The sequence below is a fragment of the Vibrio sp. 1580 genome (assembly GCF_033340055.1).
Genome location: NZ_JAWOVT010000001.1, coordinates 422,936 through 436,916, shown reverse-complemented (window position 1 = coordinate 436,916; position 13,981 = coordinate 422,936). Strand labels below are relative to the sequence as shown.

Here is a 13,981-nt window from a genome sequence, read left to right as displayed (position 1 = left end):
CTGTCGCACATTCGTTTCCAGATTGAAGTTGATCTGAAGCAAGTTTACCTACTTAGAGGTACTTGCAAGAGAAAAACTGTGACAGTGATCTTGTTGCACTGCGTATAAGTGCAACACTGATATAAAGTAGAACAAATATGAAACTATGGACGCAAACGATTGGCAGAAATTGACTTCTGACGCGGATATATCTCTAAATTCGACTAAAGTATAAAAAATTCCCATTAATAACTTAATTATCAATGGGGATAGAGAAGTGTTTTATAAGATAACTACTAATAATTAAGCTATTTTAATCAGCTTTGATACTAACTTTTCGATACCTGAAGCCGCTTGAGAGATATTCTCTGCCAACATGTAAGCAGGGGTTGAAAGTACGAGGTGTTTTTCATCAAAAACGATGTCTTCGACAGGGCACATGGTGTGTTCACCGCCCATTTGATTAAATGCTATTGAGACTGCCTCATCGTTGCCTACCGTTCCTTTCACGCCTTGCTCATAAATCATCGGAATAATGACAGGAGAAATACACAGATAGCCAGCTGGTTTTTTCGCATTAGCAAACGCGCGACAAGCTTGAGCTACGTGTGTGTTAATGGAGCACTCTGCACCTGAAACGGCGAAGTCGGTTAAGTTTTTCGCAGCACCAAATCCACCTGGAAGCAGTAGGGCATCGTATTCGTCAACGTTAAGTTTGGCGACATCGTCAATGTTACCGCGAGCGATACGAGCTGATTCGATCAAGACATTGCGTGTTTCATCCATTTCGTCACCAGTTAGGTGATTGATGACGTGGAGTTGGTCAATGTTAGGTGCAAAGCAGTGCCAAGTTGCACCTGCTTTTTCGATGGCGTAGAGCGCTAATACGGCTTCGTGGATCTCAGAACCGTCGTAAACGCCTGAACCACTTAAAATGACTGCGACTTTTTTCATGATTGGATTCCTTTACTCTGAACGTTCCTTAGATTGTTCTTCACTATCTAGACCATGCGTTTCCGAATGTGTTTCAACGTTTTCACTTTCGTCGTCTTCCTCATAGTAGCGCACAACAAACGGTGTCAGCATGACACTCGAAGGCAGAAAATGTTTCATATCGACTCCAACCGCTTAATAGAGTGGTTTTTATACCGATTTTGGAAAAAGAGTACGTTGAAGCGGATCATTTTTGAGTTAAGCTGCAGTTTCCTTTGGCATTCATGAGCAGTAGGTCACATAGATAACATGCAATCCTATCAGTTTCGTTTCACCCTTTATGGTTGTATCGCCATTCTCTCTTGGAGCTGTTTGCTAGGCATCGCTAGATTGGTGACAGAAAGTTTAGGGCCCGTGGGCGGATCAGCCATGCTGTATTCTCTGAGCTCCATTTTTCTGTTGATTGTGGTTGGCATCCCAAAACTGTCGTATTTCTCGTCCAAGTATTTAGTTCTCGGTGGGGCGATGTTTGTTTGCTACGAGATTTTCCTCGCGCTGGCATTGGGCTACTCCAATTCTCGTTCTCAAGCGATTGAAGTTTCCATCGTCAATTATCTATGGCCAGCACTAACTGTGTTGTTTGCGGTATTGGGCAGTAACAAAAAGCCGAACTGGCTACTGTACCCGGCAGTTATGTTGGCATTCATTGGCGTCGCTTGGACGGTCAGTGGTGATAGCGGTTTATCACCGACGCAGTTAATGGCGAACATCAGCAGCAATCCGATTGTTTACTTCATGGCATTTGCAGGCGCAGTCATCTGGGCCGTGTATTGCAATCTGACTCAAAGACAACAATCGAAGCACAACGCGATTACTTTGTTCTTTATCGCGACAGCCATCTCTTTGTGGATCAAATACGCCTTTACTGATGAGCCGCCAATGGCATTCAGTTGGGAAGCGATGGGGTACTTAGTGGCTTCTGCAGCTTTAATGGCTGGTGGTTACGGGTTGTGGAATATCGCGATTGTTGGCGGCAATATGGTGTTTCTCGCAACCTTGTCTTACTTTACGCCGATTTTCTCTGCTCTGTTTTCTTCTATTATTCTAGGCGTCACTTTAAGCCACAGCTTTTGGCAGGGCGTTGTGATGGTAACGGTGGGCTCGCTGATGTGTTGGTTAGTCACCAAAGAGAAGCGCGAAGCGGCTGGGTAAGTTACCAACGAGATCAGAGAATTTAAGTGAGCAACGAACAGATCTCCCTTGCGAGCTGTATTCGAATACGAAGCAACTAAATCGAAAAAATTAAAAAAGCTCCCGAGATTGGGAGCTTTTTATGGAGTTTTAACGGCTCTTTGGTGGCGCTCTAATAAGCGACGTTCAAGTGTAGTTGAAGCTTGAATCTGTGCTTCGACAGTCGCTTGATAAGCTGCTTACGAGTGTGCTCTAGTGTATCAAGCTCCAATGTGTCGTCATCAATATGTACGTCCACATTTACTCGTAGCTCTTGGCCCACCTTCGTTACGCCAGCCAGTTTCAATTGATGCTCAGTCACTTTTTCAATCTCAAGAACATCTTTGCCAACGCTCTGACACAGCTCTTTGCTTGGTGTCATCATTAGTAGTTCACGTAAGGCACCTACTAGCATATCGAACGGTACTTTGAGGAAGTAAAAGCCCATTAAAACCATCATCATGGGGTCGGCATATACCGCATACTCAGAGAATGGCGTTAGTGAAACAGCCCAAGCCGAGATAAATCCTACGGTCACCGCCACACTTAGCAGAGTATCCATTTGCCACTGTTTTTTCTCCGCTTCAATCAAGCCTGATGAGAAGCGGCGGCTGCGTTTCGCCATAAACCACCAAGCGTAACCACAGCCAATAACATTCACGATGCCGAATAAGGTCGCAATAGAAGCATCGACCTCGCGACCTCCAGACATCAATGCTGATATCGCAGAGTAGAGAGAGAAGCTTACAACCACTAAAATGACGGCTGCTTTTATCGCAATAACGATTGGTTCTAAGACCGCTTTTCCAAATGGGAATACAGATTTTGAAGGCTTGTTAATATAGTAAGAAGCGGCCAGTGACAATAAAGTTAACAGTAAGCTGATTAAAGAGTAAACACCGTCAAAAACGATGACAATTGAGCCTACAAGCAAGCCAAGTACCATACCACCAGCAGCGAACCCAGATGCCAAAAGGGCTGAAATGGTTAGAATACGGTTTTCGTTTTTGCTTGTCCTGTCACACATAAAAGATGCCTTTGAATTTTAATACCTTACTATTCTTCGCTCATAAGGTAATTTAGGCAACCACAAAGTGACCAGTAACTAATCTAAAAAATTGCGTTTTTATTTATGTTCTTATAAAACAATGGCTTACTGTGATTTTTTGGTGTCAGTAAAATTGACGCTCACTGATAAAATGTTTAGAAGTCAAATAAATACTCGCTCAATTTATCTGCTAACCACGTCATTGCTGGATGCTCAGTATGGCCGTTAGGTGAAAACATACAGTAGTCTTCTTGCGTCAATCCGTATGTGTGTTTGATAACGGCGAGCTTCTGCTGACGAAGGTAATGGCGGATTAATGGTTCAGGAAGCACGCCCCAAGCGTCTTCTTCTAAGATGGTGTTCAGCATGTAGTCAAAACTCGAAAAACCAATATATCGAGTCGAGAAAGGTTGCAGTTCAGGGTTGTCTTTCTCATTTAGGTACACCATTAGTGCTTGCATCTGACTACGTAGATCTTCGTCTGAGACACGGCGCATCTTACTTAGGCGGTGTTCTACACTGCATACTGACATCATACGTATCTTACCTAAAGGGTTATATACGATACGAGGATCGTCTACTCGCTCATAATCAACGCCGAAAGCAAAATCTACTTGGTGGGTACTGACCAAGTTGGCTAAGTCGCCACTGGATGCCAAGATTAAGTTGAAGGTTGTTGAAGGAAAGCGGTTATTCAATGTATGAGATAATTCTTGCCAGAGATCATCAGGTAAGGAGTCGTCACGTGCTACCCAAACTTCCGCGTTAAACCCTTCCGAGATTTGAGCGCAGGTCTTTCTGACCCGTTGTGCGATGATAAGTAGGTGTTCGCAATCTTTGTAAATGGCTTTCCCAGCTTCAGAGAGGGTGAGCTGGTTGCCAGTTCGGTTAAACAATTCAACGTCGAGATCTTTCTCTAATGCCTTAATCGACATACTGAGTTTGGTGCGATTGCAGTCGAGTTGCCTTGCCGCTTCAGAAACAGAACCACACTCAGCGATGGTGCAGAAGGCTTCTACTTGAGTTAAGTTCATGATTTGACACAACCAATAAATGAATTCAAATAATTTGGGTATTATGCAGAGGCGCTCCCAAAGCCATGAAAGATTATCGAAAAAAACGCGAATCCGCCAGATAAGTCTATGGTCTTTTAACGGTTTTGCGGTAATCTATGTGGGTTACAAAAAGTGAACATGGAGGCCACGATGGCACAAGATTGGGACGGCTTAGCAAAAAACTGGGAATCAAATCCAGCAACAGAGCAATTTGCGCAGTCGGTGTTTGAGCAGTTACAACAGCTAACTCAGCTTGATGGCATTAAAGTACTAGATTTTGGATGCGGAACAGGGCAGTTAAGTCAACGATTGTCACCGATGGTTAAAGACATCGTAGCATTAGACGCATCGGAAGCCATGATTGAGGAACTCGATAAAAAAGAGCTCGTCAACGTAGAACCTGTGGTAGATGCATTATCTCGCGGCTTGGTCGCTCAGCATCCGGCGTTTCGTGGACAGTTCGACTTGGTGGTTGCATCATCAGTTTTAGCGTTTGTGGAAGACTTAGACGCGTCATTAACGATCTCGCATTCTCTACTTAACCACGGCGGCTATTTTGTTCATTTTGATTGGATTGCAGAATGTGAACAAGACGGTTTTACCCTTGCGAAGTCTGAGCGTGCACTGAAAGAAGCAGGCTTTACTGAAGTTGAATCGCAACACGTTTTTGACATTACATCTGATGGTAAAACAATGTCGGTATTAATGGGGCTTGGTCGTCGCTAATACCGCTGAATAAAGAACAAAAAATGACAAAAGCGAGCTAACAAGCTCGCTTTTTTCTTATCTGCTGAGGGTATATGTAACTTCACTTGCTCTAAACGAGCGTCGTGGTGCAGGCAAGGACATACTCGAACAACTAAGTCTTCGGAGGTTATTTTGAGACGACTATCCTGCGTATCTCCTCCAGCACTTCAGGGTTGGCTATTGCGCCTAAATTTTCGACGCTTCGGTTGTTAACGATTTGCTTAACGGCTAACTCGACCAGCTTTCCTGAGCGTGTCTTAGGTATATCGCTTATTGCGTAAATTGCACTAGGTACATGCCTTGGAGAACATGCAGACTTTAGCTGTGCTTTGATGGAAGCGATCATCTCGTCATTGAGCTCTACCCCTTTGACTAATTGGACAAACAGCCATATTTGTTCGTTGCGATCGACTTCTTTTCCTACTGCGATCGAATCTAGAATACCGTCTATACAGTTCACTTGCTGATAGATTTCGGCCGTGCCGATTCTTACGCCACCAGGATTCAACGTGGTATCACTTCGACCATAAAATACGTATCCCCCAACGCGGGTCTGTTCAACATCATCGCCGTGGTGCCAAATATTGTCGAATTTATCCCAATAAGCACGATGATATCTCTCACCGGTGTCGTTCCAAAAGCCAGCAGGGAAGTTGGGTAATGAATTGGCACAAACCAACTCACCGCGCGCTCCCATTACGCTATTACCTTGTGGGTTAAAGACTCGGACATCGACCCCTAACCCTGCTGATTGGCACTCTCCCCGATAAACGGGAGAAATAGGGTTGCCCAATACAAAGCAGCCACAAATGTCTGTTCCGCCAGAAATCGAGGCGAGGTGTACATCTTCTTTAATGCGCTGATAGACATAATCAAACTGTTCTGGATACAGAACAGAGCCCGTTGAGCAAATGGTTTTCAGACTTGGAAATGCATCACTTTTCTGCGGAGAAAAAGGTGCTTTTTCCAGCGCCTCTAGGTATTTTGCTGAGGTTCCAAACAGCGTCACTTCGGCTCGTTCTGCGAGGTCCCAGAGCACATTATGAGTGGGGTAAACAGGGCTACCATCAAAAATCACCAAACATGCACCGCTCGCGAGTGAAGAAACGTGCCAGTTCCACATCATCCAACCGCAGGTCGTGTAATAAAACACTCGGTCGTTCGGTTGGATATCGCAATGCAGTTGATGCTCTTTCAAGTGATTAAGCACCGTTCCGCCGACGGAATGAACGATGCATTTCGGTTTGCCTGTTGTGCCTGAAGAATAGAGCACAAATAGCGGATCGTTAAAATTCACACGAGTAAAAGTCAGCGCTTCGGGGGTGTATTGATTCAGGACATTTTGCCAATCTTGGGTGCAGACATCGCATTCAAAAATGTGTGGTTTAAGGTAGCTAATTTGGCAAACTTGTTTAAGACCATCAAGATGATCCGCAATATGCTGGTTTTTCTTAGACATATCGAAAGTTTTGCCATTGAATGTATAGCCATCACAAGTAAACAGGATTTTGGGTTTCACTTGACCAAAGCGCTCCAAAACGCTTTCGACGCCAAAATCAGGTGAGGTGGAAGTCCAGGTCGCCCCTAAACTGGTGGTTGCTAGCATAGCTATTACCGTTTGAGGTAGGTGAGGTAAATAACCAGCGACGACATCACCTTGCTTAATTCCACATTCTTTCAACCATTGCTGCACACTCGAAACTTCTTCGCACAATTGTTTCCAGGTGTAGGTCTGTTTTTCTTCACGTTCATTTTCAAACCAAATCGCGAGATCATCGGGTTGGTGACACGCGTAGGTTAGCAAATTTTCGGCGTAGTTAATTTGCGCGTTTGGGAACCATTTTATATCCCTATTTTCAACAGGTTGCTGCCAGCGACTTTCTGCTCGCTCTTTTATGGTCTCTCCCTGAGTGCCAATGACGTCGCAGAATAGCCAAACTTCCTGCCAAAATTTTTCTACATGATCGAGTGACCATTGATGCAGATCAGCGAAGCTTTCAAGGGTATTTCCTTGTCGATTAATGTGTTCAATAAACTGTGTAATGTTGGCTTCTTCGATACGACTTTCGCTCGGTTGCCATACTTTGCTGCTCTCGCGCATAGGTCCCTCTATAACAAAGTGATAACAGGTTTTAGTTTGAGAGGAATACACGATAAAGTCAAACAAGCCAGATATTATATCGTGTCATAAAAATCATGCAGTTACGATGAGTTGTAAACAATATGTTACATCGGGATGATGCTGAGAAAATCGCGCAGGGATTGGAAGCTCTTAAGACTACAGATAGGCTTAATGTAAAGGATTTGTTAATGGAGATGAGCCATGACCCAGTATCGTTCTAAACCCGTAAACCAGGAAGGCAGGGTTGAATGGAGCCGTGAAGAAGACGCCATTTGGCGAGATTTGGTAACACGACAAATGGGTGTGATCCAAAACAGAGCTTGTAAGGCTTATTTACACGGTTTAACGCTGCTTGATTTACCTCAAGACCGCGTTCCTCAATTGCCAGAAATTAATCGTGTCCTGATGGAGACAACAGGTTGGCAAGTGGAGCCCGTTCCTGCGCTTATTGACTTCGACCGATTTTTTAATCTACTCGGTAATAAGCGCTTTCCCGTCGCCACATTCTTGCGTACCAGAGAAGAGTTCGATTACTTGCAAGAGCCGGATTTCTTCCATGAAATATTTGGTCATTGTGCGATGTTAACCAACCCAGATTTTGCTGCATTTACCGAACATTATGGTCAACTAGGGCAAGCCGCTACCCCAAAACAAAGAGCCTATCTCGCTCGCCTCTACTGGTTTACCGTAGAGTTTGGCTTGGTGAAAGAAGGGGACAAAACCAAAATTTACGGTGGTGGTATTCTTTCATCTCCTGGCGAAACCCTCTACGCATTAGAGAGTGATGCAGCAATTCGCGACCCATTTGAATTACAAACTGTGCTGAGAACGCCTTATCGTATCGACATCATGCAACCGAAGTACTACGTGATTGATGACTTTTCTCAGCTTTTTAAAATCAGTCAGTTGAATTTATTGAAACAAGCCGATCTAGCGATTGAAGCTGGACTGCTTCCTCCACTTTTTGAACCAAAGGAACCTGCTCATGTTGAATGAACAAAAATGCGAAGCTTGTAGTATCGATGCCATTGCACTAAGCAAAGAAGAACAACAATCTCTGCTGCTGCAATTGTCTGATTGGCAGATCATTGAAAAAGAAGACATACCTCAACTAGAAAAGGTGTATAAATTTAAGAACTTCAAACAAGCATGGGCTTTCTGTAACAAAATCGCGGAACTGGCAGAAGATGAGTTCCACCATCCTTCTATTTTGTTGGAATGGGGTAAGGTTACCGTAACGTGGTGGAGTCACTCTATCAAAGGTCTGCATAAAAACGATTTTATCTGCGCATCAAAGTGTGACGCGCTAGCATCGGCAGAGTAGGACATTACCTCATACAAAAAAACGCCCGGCTTACGTCGGGCGTTTTGGTTCTAAATGACTTTTACATTACTTTATAGATTGATTCGGAAGACGGATGTCGTGCCCGATACCTCATTGCCAACGGCGATAAAATGACCACCATTACGGGTAAAGTGATTAATGGATTCTGGACCTAAATCGCCTGCTTTTGGACTGTATGTATCGTTCATGCATTCGCCATCTTCGACTTCTGTACATACTGGCTGATTGTAATCACGGCGGTTTACGTAATGCATAAACTGCGCTTGTTTCGGGTCTGTGATGTCATAAATCATGATACCGCCTTGACGCTCCAAGCCGATAAACGCGTAATGACGACCGTTAATTTGTGCTACTTCAATCGCCTCTGGCTCAATACCTTTATCATCACTTCGGTCATCGCCACTATTATTGTTATCGTTGGTGCTGTTGAAGTTCTTGCCTTCATTCAGCAGCGCGATAGTCGCGAAATCGTCACCACGATCGAAGACCAACTTGCCGTTTTCATCCCAAATCGAGAATGAACGCGCGCCAAATGATTGAACATTCTCTTGTGCAGAAAGCGTTTGTTCCGGCTTAATCACTTTTAAACGCGCGAGTTGTTTGTTGTCTTTTAGTGCCTCTGCCAATGGGTGTTCTGCTGCTACTTTCAGCTTCTTACCGCGCACTTCATCAATATGGCTTAAACAGCTCCCTTGCTCAGATGTGTATTCATCTGTACCAAGGTAATCGTCTTCATCCCACATAAAGCCAGCTTTGTCGCACAGTTCTTGAGTGGTTTTGAATCCGTACTCACGCCCGTCGCCTTCATTTGCAGATACGATGTAAGTACTCCCATTCACTGAGTAGCTGTCGATAGTGTCAGGCATAAATAAGCCAACCAGTTGTGGGTAGCTTTTCAAGTTCCCAATGATTTTGTCTTTGTTGGATGCATCGAGTTTAGCGCCCGACCAAGACTTCTCACCTAAGCCAACAATTTTTTCTACCGATTTGCTCTCTGGATTGACGATTGCCATGGCGTTATTTTCTTGTAGCGCGACATAGATTTTACCGTTATCTGCAAAAGTGAGGTATTCAGGCTCTAGATCTTGTGCGATGGTGGCGTTTGGCCCCGAAATACGCACATTCATTGGGAGCTCTGCTTTTCGTGAACCATCAAATTCGTTAAAGCCAATTTGTGTTACTTCTGCTTGAGTAACACCAAGGCTCAGATCGATCAAAGTGATACTACCTTCAGGGTCAATGCTGTAATCGCTGTTTGGTTCTCCTTCATTAGCGGTTGCGATGTATCGGCCATCTTTTGAGAAGCCAACCATGTCTGGCAATGCGCCTGTTGGGAAAGTCGTGACTAATGACAAATCGCCGGAGCGGTACAAGCCAACAATACCATTCGCTTGTTTATTACTGTTTTCAATCGCAACTGCTACCAAACCATTGAATGCAGCGACACTGTTTGCTGCGCCAATTTCAATGCCCGCTGCTTCGCCAGCGCTGTTGAGATCAATGAATGCGCTTTGCGTTGGTACGCCGTTGTCATCCATAGAAAGTACATCGATACGTTTTGCTTGAGCATTAACCACATAGAGCTTATCTGTACAGGCGTCATAACTCACGATTTCAGCTGCCGATGTGTCGAATGGAGCATCAGCAACGGATGTCCCGATAAACGTTAACCCTTGAATTGACGTTTCCCCAGTAACGGGCGCAGTGGTAGGTTTGCATTGTGTAGCGAATGAAGCCACGGTATCTTCGGGTTGTGATGAACACGCGATGGCAAGTGATGACAATGCGAGTGCACCGATTGCCTTTAAAGGGGTGATCATGATATCTCCTTATCAATCCGATAGGTTGTCAATCAGCATGGGTTTTATGCTGCTGTCCATTTCCGCAACTGGAATGATAGAGCGCTGAATGACGTGTGATTTGGTAAGGCTCTGAATATATGTATGATTGATGACTCTTATATTGGCTTTTTATGAAACTAATATGTCATCAAAATGATGAAGTAGGGATAGAGGAATAATGGAATTAAAATCGTTTTTAGATTTATTGGCAGCTTCACCAGAGCAGGTCGAATTTGAAGCAACGATGGCGGTGATCGAAGATAACTATACGTTTGAGCCAACCGCTTTTGTAAATGGTGAGACACAAAACAATGCAGGCGAGAACAACGGTTCGTGTAAGATCTTCGCTTTCGGTTTGCTAAACAACCTAGGCAAAGAAGCGACGCTAGCCTGCTTTGGCCGTTTTTATCGTGAAGATGTATTGCAGCATCCAGAGAACAGCGATCACCAGAATATTCGTAATTTTATGGTGACAGGGTGGGAAGGCATTAAGTTTGAAGCGTCCGCTTTAACCGCTAAATAAACACCAGTCAGAAAACGATGATCAGTAAGCCAGTCGTATTACGCGACTGGCTTTTTTTCTAGACATTTTCGGCACAAACACAGCTGGTTGGCGCTTGGCTTGGGTAAATCACGGGTTTCAATAGTAAAGCACCAGCATGTCTCTTTGCCTGCGGCGATATCACAATGGGCTTGAGTCCCGCATTCAGGACAACTGTGTGTTGAATCTTCTCCTGCGATTTGTTCGATAATCGCATCTCGTTGGAGATCGGTTTTGTCTTTCCATTGGATGATTTCATCCATCGTTCGGTGACAACCAGAGCATATTCCGGCGTTATTTTTACATGCTGCTCGACAAGGTGACTTCATTGCTTTATCGTTCTCATTTTTTATGCCGCGTACTCTAGCACAAAGCGAGTCACGGCCGCCAAAATAAACGTGACTGCGATTTGCTGGTGAGGAGGGAGAACCAGTGTTACCCTTGGACGAGTTACCTTAACTCTCTGTCACTTATGTTAGAAAAAGAAAACCTCATTAAACTCGCTAGAATGCAAATGCCATTTGGGAAATATGCAGGGCGAGTGTTGATCGACCTGCCTGAAGAATACTTACTGTGGTTTGCCAATAAAAAACAGTTTCCTTCGGGAGAGTTGGGTGATTTAATGCAGCTATGTTTAGCTCTCAAGGTTGAGGGCTTAGATTCTGTAGTGAAGCCCCTTAAGTATGAGAACTACCCCTAAAATCTATAATTACGCTCGTGTCAGCACCACTAAACAAACAAAAGGTGTGGGATTAGAAACCCAGCAGCAGAGGAGCGTCCTCGAAAACCTGTCGCAAGAGCATAACCTTCCTATTCATGATGAGAATTTCGTCGATCAGGGGTTAAGTGCATATCATGGTAAACACAAGGATGGTGCATTTGGAGTTGTTTTATCTCGAATTGAAAGTGGTGAAATAGCGTCTGGCAGTATCCTTGTTGTCTTCTCCCTAGACCGCCTCTCAAGAGAAACGGTTAACGTTGCTATGGAGCAATTTCTTAGCATTATTAATCGTGGCGTACGTGTTTATACACATATTGATTGCAAAATGTTTGATTCAGAGAGCCAAAATCAGACCGCAGATCTTATTGGTTCGTTAATTACGATGCAGAGAGCAAATGAGGAATCTGAAACTAAATCGAAGCGTATAATTGCTGCACAGAAGATCGCTTTAAAGCGTTGGAAAGATACAGGTAAGCCACAAGGAGCACTTGGACGCTCACCATTCTGGATAGATCAACCTACAAATACACTTAATATCAATGCCGAAGGTGTGAAAAAAGCGGTTGAAATGAAACTTGCGGGTTACGGGGACTTAAAAATTAAACAGTACCTTGATGCTAATTTCGAGTACAAGCAAACACGAACAAAGGGTACTGTAAAACAATCGAATACATGGGATTATACTGCTATCAGTCAGTTATGGGCTAATCGTTCATTGATTGGGGAAAAAAACTTTCATATAGAAGGTGTCAGTCATGTTTTTGAAAATTACTATCCTCCCATAATTGATGAAGCCACATTCCGTAAGCTTAAAATGTGTAAATCCGAAAAACGAGGAAGGAATACAAGCAGTGGCAAAATACCATTGCTAAAAGGTATTGCTCGGTGCGGTATTTGCGGCGGGGCGATGGTGTTCGTCGATAAGGGTGATAATAGAGTTAACTACGTGTGTAATTTGGCGATGAAAGGAGAGCATGATAGGGAAGTATATAATGTAAACATGCTGGATCTTTTGACGTTGGAAATATGTAAGGATGCTTACCTTGCAGAATCTGATAAGGCTAATAATACATTTGTAGAAAATGAAAAAATAAAAATTGAAACAGAGTTGGTAGAAGAACGAGAAGTACTAGATGAACTTGTAGCTCGTTTTAAATCAAAAAGATCGAACGCGATTTTAGACCTTATTGGAGATAGTGAAAACAAAATTGACGAGCTTGAAGCTAGACTGGATGCCCTTAACAGCGCTGATGTGATTTTAAGTGCAGATGAGTTAGCAAGCTTACCTGATATTTTTACCGATGATGTTCGAAAAGACTACTTACACCCAGAAAGGTTGGCAATTCGCAATAACCTCTATCGTTTTATTTCTTCAATTACTCTGAATCGTATGTTTGAACCTTGCAGTGATGCCAAGACTAAGTTTGCCAACTGCGTCGATATCACTTGGCACTTCAAAAATGGTCAAAAGCGAAGGCTTGCGATGTTGCCCTACGAGTACACAAAGACTGAAAGTGGTGGCAAAGGGCTTTATCTGCCATTCGTGTATATGTATTGCAGCAAAAACCTTATCAAAGTAGAAGATGGTGATCAGCTTTTGTCAGATATTTTGACGAAACTTCACAAACTAGACCTAACGAAGTGTCTGTATCCGAGCAAAGGGCAGTACCAATGGAGTCAACGAACTTTAGAGTGTGGGAAAACCTATTGGGTTCCGCTGGATGAGGGCGTGTTTCTAGAACCAGAGGCATTGCAGTTTGATTTTGGAGGTATTCATACTGAAAAATCAACGTCTCAAAATTATATTTCTTTAATGTATAGCCATCTATGGGCGGAAGGGGAGTATACGAATGATTACCCATTGTTGAAGTTTCGTGATTTAGCCCGAGGGTTTAACTTCGTAGAAAGTTATGCTTTTTATGATACCTTGCGAGATAATCTTTTCGACCAAGAGCTTTACTTAGCACGCGATTTTTTGATGTCTTAGTGAGATTCTTATTCTATTAAAGGGCATGGTACGACGGAGTATTAAATGTAATACCCATGACTCTTTCGACGAGAGTTCGCTGGAGATTCTGAGATTGCAGCCCGTTAACTATGGCGATTATGGGAGCGCTACTGTTAAACATTGGTGATTATAGGTACATCTAGCACCTGAACTATGGTGATTTTGGGATCGCAACCGCTAAACACTGGTGATTATAAGTAGAGCCAGCACCTGAACTATGGTGTTTTTAGGATCGCTCACCACCTAAGGCTGGTGATTGTAGGACATCCAGCACCTCAACTATGGTGATTTTAGGATCGCTCATCGCCAAAGGCTGGTTATAGGACATCCAGACCCTGAACTATGGTGATTTTAGGATCGCTATCACTAAACACTGGTGATTATAGGTACATCCAGCACCTGAACGATGGT

Annotated in this window: 14 protein-coding genes; 7 read left to right on the top strand and 7 right to left on the bottom strand. The window is 43.7% G+C overall.

Going from position 1 to position 13,981, the window contains the following annotated elements; genetic code table 11:
* Positions 1-282: 282 nt before the first annotated feature.
* The gene (gene elbB, locus R7093_RS02030) at positions 283-933 is read right to left on the bottom strand and encodes an isoprenoid biosynthesis glyoxalase ElbB (protein WP_318146479.1); all 651 of its coding nucleotides are present in this window, start codon (positions 931-933) and stop codon (positions 283-285) included.
* A gap of 12 nt (positions 934-945) precedes the next feature.
* Positions 946-1,092: a hypothetical protein gene (locus R7093_RS02025; protein WP_005453721.1), complete on the bottom strand. Its 147-nt coding sequence runs from the start codon at positions 1,090-1,092 to the stop codon at positions 946-948.
* Positions 1,093-1,221: 129 nt separating this feature from the next.
* Between R7093_RS02025 and yddG the strand changes: the two genes are divergently transcribed.
* Complete coding sequence (gene yddG / locus R7093_RS02020) at positions 1,222-2,124, top strand: aromatic amino acid DMT transporter YddG (RefSeq protein WP_318146478.1); 903 nt, start codon at positions 1,222-1,224, stop codon at positions 2,122-2,124.
* Between the two features lie 151 nt (positions 2,125-2,275).
* On the opposite strand, the gene R7093_RS02015 is transcribed toward yddG, so the two are convergent.
* Together R7093_RS02015 and R7093_RS02010 are read right to left on the bottom strand one after the other, a co-directional pair.
* Positions 2,276-3,169 (bottom strand): cation diffusion facilitator family transporter, encoded by an 894-nt coding sequence (locus tag R7093_RS02015; RefSeq protein ID WP_047101581.1) that lies wholly within the window; start codon positions 3,167-3,169, stop codon positions 2,276-2,278.
* 176 nt (positions 3,170-3,345) lie between these two features.
* Positions 3,346-4,224, bottom strand: a complete 879-nt coding sequence (locus R7093_RS02010; protein ID WP_005375568.1) for a LysR family transcriptional regulator — start codon at positions 4,222-4,224, stop codon at positions 3,346-3,348.
* A 171-nt stretch (positions 4,225-4,395) separates the two neighbouring features.
* Between R7093_RS02010 and R7093_RS02005 the strand changes: the two genes are divergently transcribed.
* Positions 4,396-4,971 (top strand): class I SAM-dependent DNA methyltransferase, encoded by a 576-nt coding sequence (locus R7093_RS02005; protein ID WP_017821100.1) that lies wholly within the window; start codon positions 4,396-4,398, stop codon positions 4,969-4,971.
* 148 nt (positions 4,972-5,119) lie between these two features.
* Here R7093_RS02005 and R7093_RS02000 read toward each other — a convergent pair whose 3' ends face one another.
* On the bottom strand, positions 5,120-7,093 hold the full coding sequence (locus R7093_RS02000) for an acetoacetate--CoA ligase (RefSeq protein ID WP_047101579.1): 1,974 nt from the start codon (positions 7,091-7,093) through the stop codon (positions 5,120-5,122).
* 222 nt (positions 7,094-7,315) lie between these two features.
* On the opposite strand from R7093_RS02000, the gene phhA reads away from it, so the two are divergent.
* Both phhA and R7093_RS01990 read left to right on the top strand, forming a co-directional pair.
* Positions 7,316-8,110: a phenylalanine 4-monooxygenase gene (gene phhA, locus R7093_RS01995; RefSeq protein WP_047101577.1), complete on the top strand. Its 795-nt coding sequence runs from the start codon at positions 7,316-7,318 to the stop codon at positions 8,108-8,110.
* Positions 8,100-8,438: a 4a-hydroxytetrahydrobiopterin dehydratase gene (locus R7093_RS01990; protein ID WP_262634900.1), complete on the top strand. Its 339-nt coding sequence runs from the start codon at positions 8,100-8,102 to the stop codon at positions 8,436-8,438. The genes phhA and R7093_RS01990 overlap by 11 nt, the downstream gene beginning before the upstream one ends.
* A 71-nt stretch (positions 8,439-8,509) precedes the next feature.
* Here the strand turns inward: R7093_RS01990 and R7093_RS01985 are convergent, their stop codons facing one another.
* The gene (locus R7093_RS01985; protein WP_318146477.1) at positions 8,510-10,279 is read right to left on the bottom strand and encodes a choice-of-anchor I family protein; all 1,770 of its coding nucleotides are present in this window, start codon (positions 10,277-10,279) and stop codon (positions 8,510-8,512) included.
* A 199-nt stretch (positions 10,280-10,478) separates the two neighbouring features.
* Between R7093_RS01985 and R7093_RS01980 the strand changes: the two genes are divergently transcribed.
* The gene (locus R7093_RS01980) at positions 10,479-10,823 is read left to right on the top strand and encodes a HopJ type III effector protein (protein ID WP_047101574.1); all 345 of its coding nucleotides are present in this window, start codon (positions 10,479-10,481) and stop codon (positions 10,821-10,823) included.
* Between the two features lie 38 nt (positions 10,824-10,861).
* Here R7093_RS01980 and R7093_RS01975 read toward each other — a convergent pair whose 3' ends face one another.
* On the bottom strand, positions 10,862-11,170 hold the full coding sequence (locus R7093_RS01975) for a cysteine-rich CWC family protein (protein WP_080276966.1): 309 nt from the start codon (positions 11,168-11,170) through the stop codon (positions 10,862-10,864).
* Between the two features lie 143 nt (positions 11,171-11,313).
* On the opposite strand from R7093_RS01975, the gene R7093_RS01970 reads away from it, so the two are divergent.
* Together R7093_RS01970 and R7093_RS01965 are read left to right on the top strand one after the other, a co-directional pair.
* Positions 11,314-11,541 carry a DUF3820 family protein gene (locus R7093_RS01970; protein ID WP_029812086.1) on the top strand — a complete coding sequence of 76 codons (228 nt, stop codon included), beginning with the start codon at positions 11,314-11,316 and terminating at the stop codon, positions 11,539-11,541.
* Positions 11,525-13,549 carry a recombinase family protein gene (locus tag R7093_RS01965; protein ID WP_318111949.1) on the top strand — a complete coding sequence of 675 codons (2,025 nt, stop codon included), beginning with the start codon at positions 11,525-11,527 and terminating at the stop codon, positions 13,547-13,549. Before R7093_RS01970 ends, R7093_RS01965 begins: the two co-directional genes overlap by 17 nt.
* The last annotated feature ends 432 nt before the right edge of the window (positions 13,550-13,981 follow it).

Coding starts and splice junctions, on each gene's coding strand:
- R7093_RS02015 (WP_047101581.1), bottom strand. CDS start 3,169: ATGTGTGACAGGACAAGCAAAAACGAAAACCGTATTCTAACCATTTCA.
- elbB (WP_318146479.1), bottom strand. CDS start 933: ATGAAAAAAGTCGCAGTCATTTTAAGTGGTTCAGGCGTTTACGACGGT.
- R7093_RS01970 (WP_029812086.1), top strand. CDS start 11,314: ATGTTAGAAAAAGAAAACCTCATTAAACTCGCTAGAATGCAAATGCCA.
- R7093_RS01980 (WP_047101574.1), top strand. CDS start 10,479: ATGGAATTAAAATCGTTTTTAGATTTATTGGCAGCTTCACCAGAGCAG.
- R7093_RS01985 (WP_318146477.1), bottom strand. CDS start 10,279: ATGATCACCCCTTTAAAGGCAATCGGTGCACTCGCATTGTCATCACTT.
- R7093_RS02025 (WP_005453721.1), bottom strand. CDS start 1,092: ATGAAACATTTTCTGCCTTCGAGTGTCATGCTGACACCGTTTGTTGTG.
- R7093_RS01990 (WP_262634900.1), top strand. CDS start 8,100: ATGTTGAATGAACAAAAATGCGAAGCTTGTAGTATCGATGCCATTGCA.
- phhA (WP_047101577.1), top strand. CDS start 7,316: ATGACCCAGTATCGTTCTAAACCCGTAAACCAGGAAGGCAGGGTTGAA.
- R7093_RS01975 (WP_080276966.1), bottom strand. CDS start 11,170: ATGAAGTCACCTTGTCGAGCAGCATGTAAAAATAACGCCGGAATATGC.
- R7093_RS01965 (WP_318111949.1), top strand. CDS start 11,525: ATGAGAACTACCCCTAAAATCTATAATTACGCTCGTGTCAGCACCACT.
- R7093_RS02000 (WP_047101579.1), bottom strand. CDS start 7,093: ATGCGCGAGAGCAGCAAAGTATGGCAACCGAGCGAAAGTCGTATCGAA.
- yddG (WP_318146478.1), top strand. CDS start 1,222: ATGCAATCCTATCAGTTTCGTTTCACCCTTTATGGTTGTATCGCCATT.
- R7093_RS02010 (WP_005375568.1), bottom strand. CDS start 4,224: ATGAACTTAACTCAAGTAGAAGCCTTCTGCACCATCGCTGAGTGTGGT.
- R7093_RS02005 (WP_017821100.1), top strand. CDS start 4,396: ATGGCACAAGATTGGGACGGCTTAGCAAAAAACTGGGAATCAAATCCA.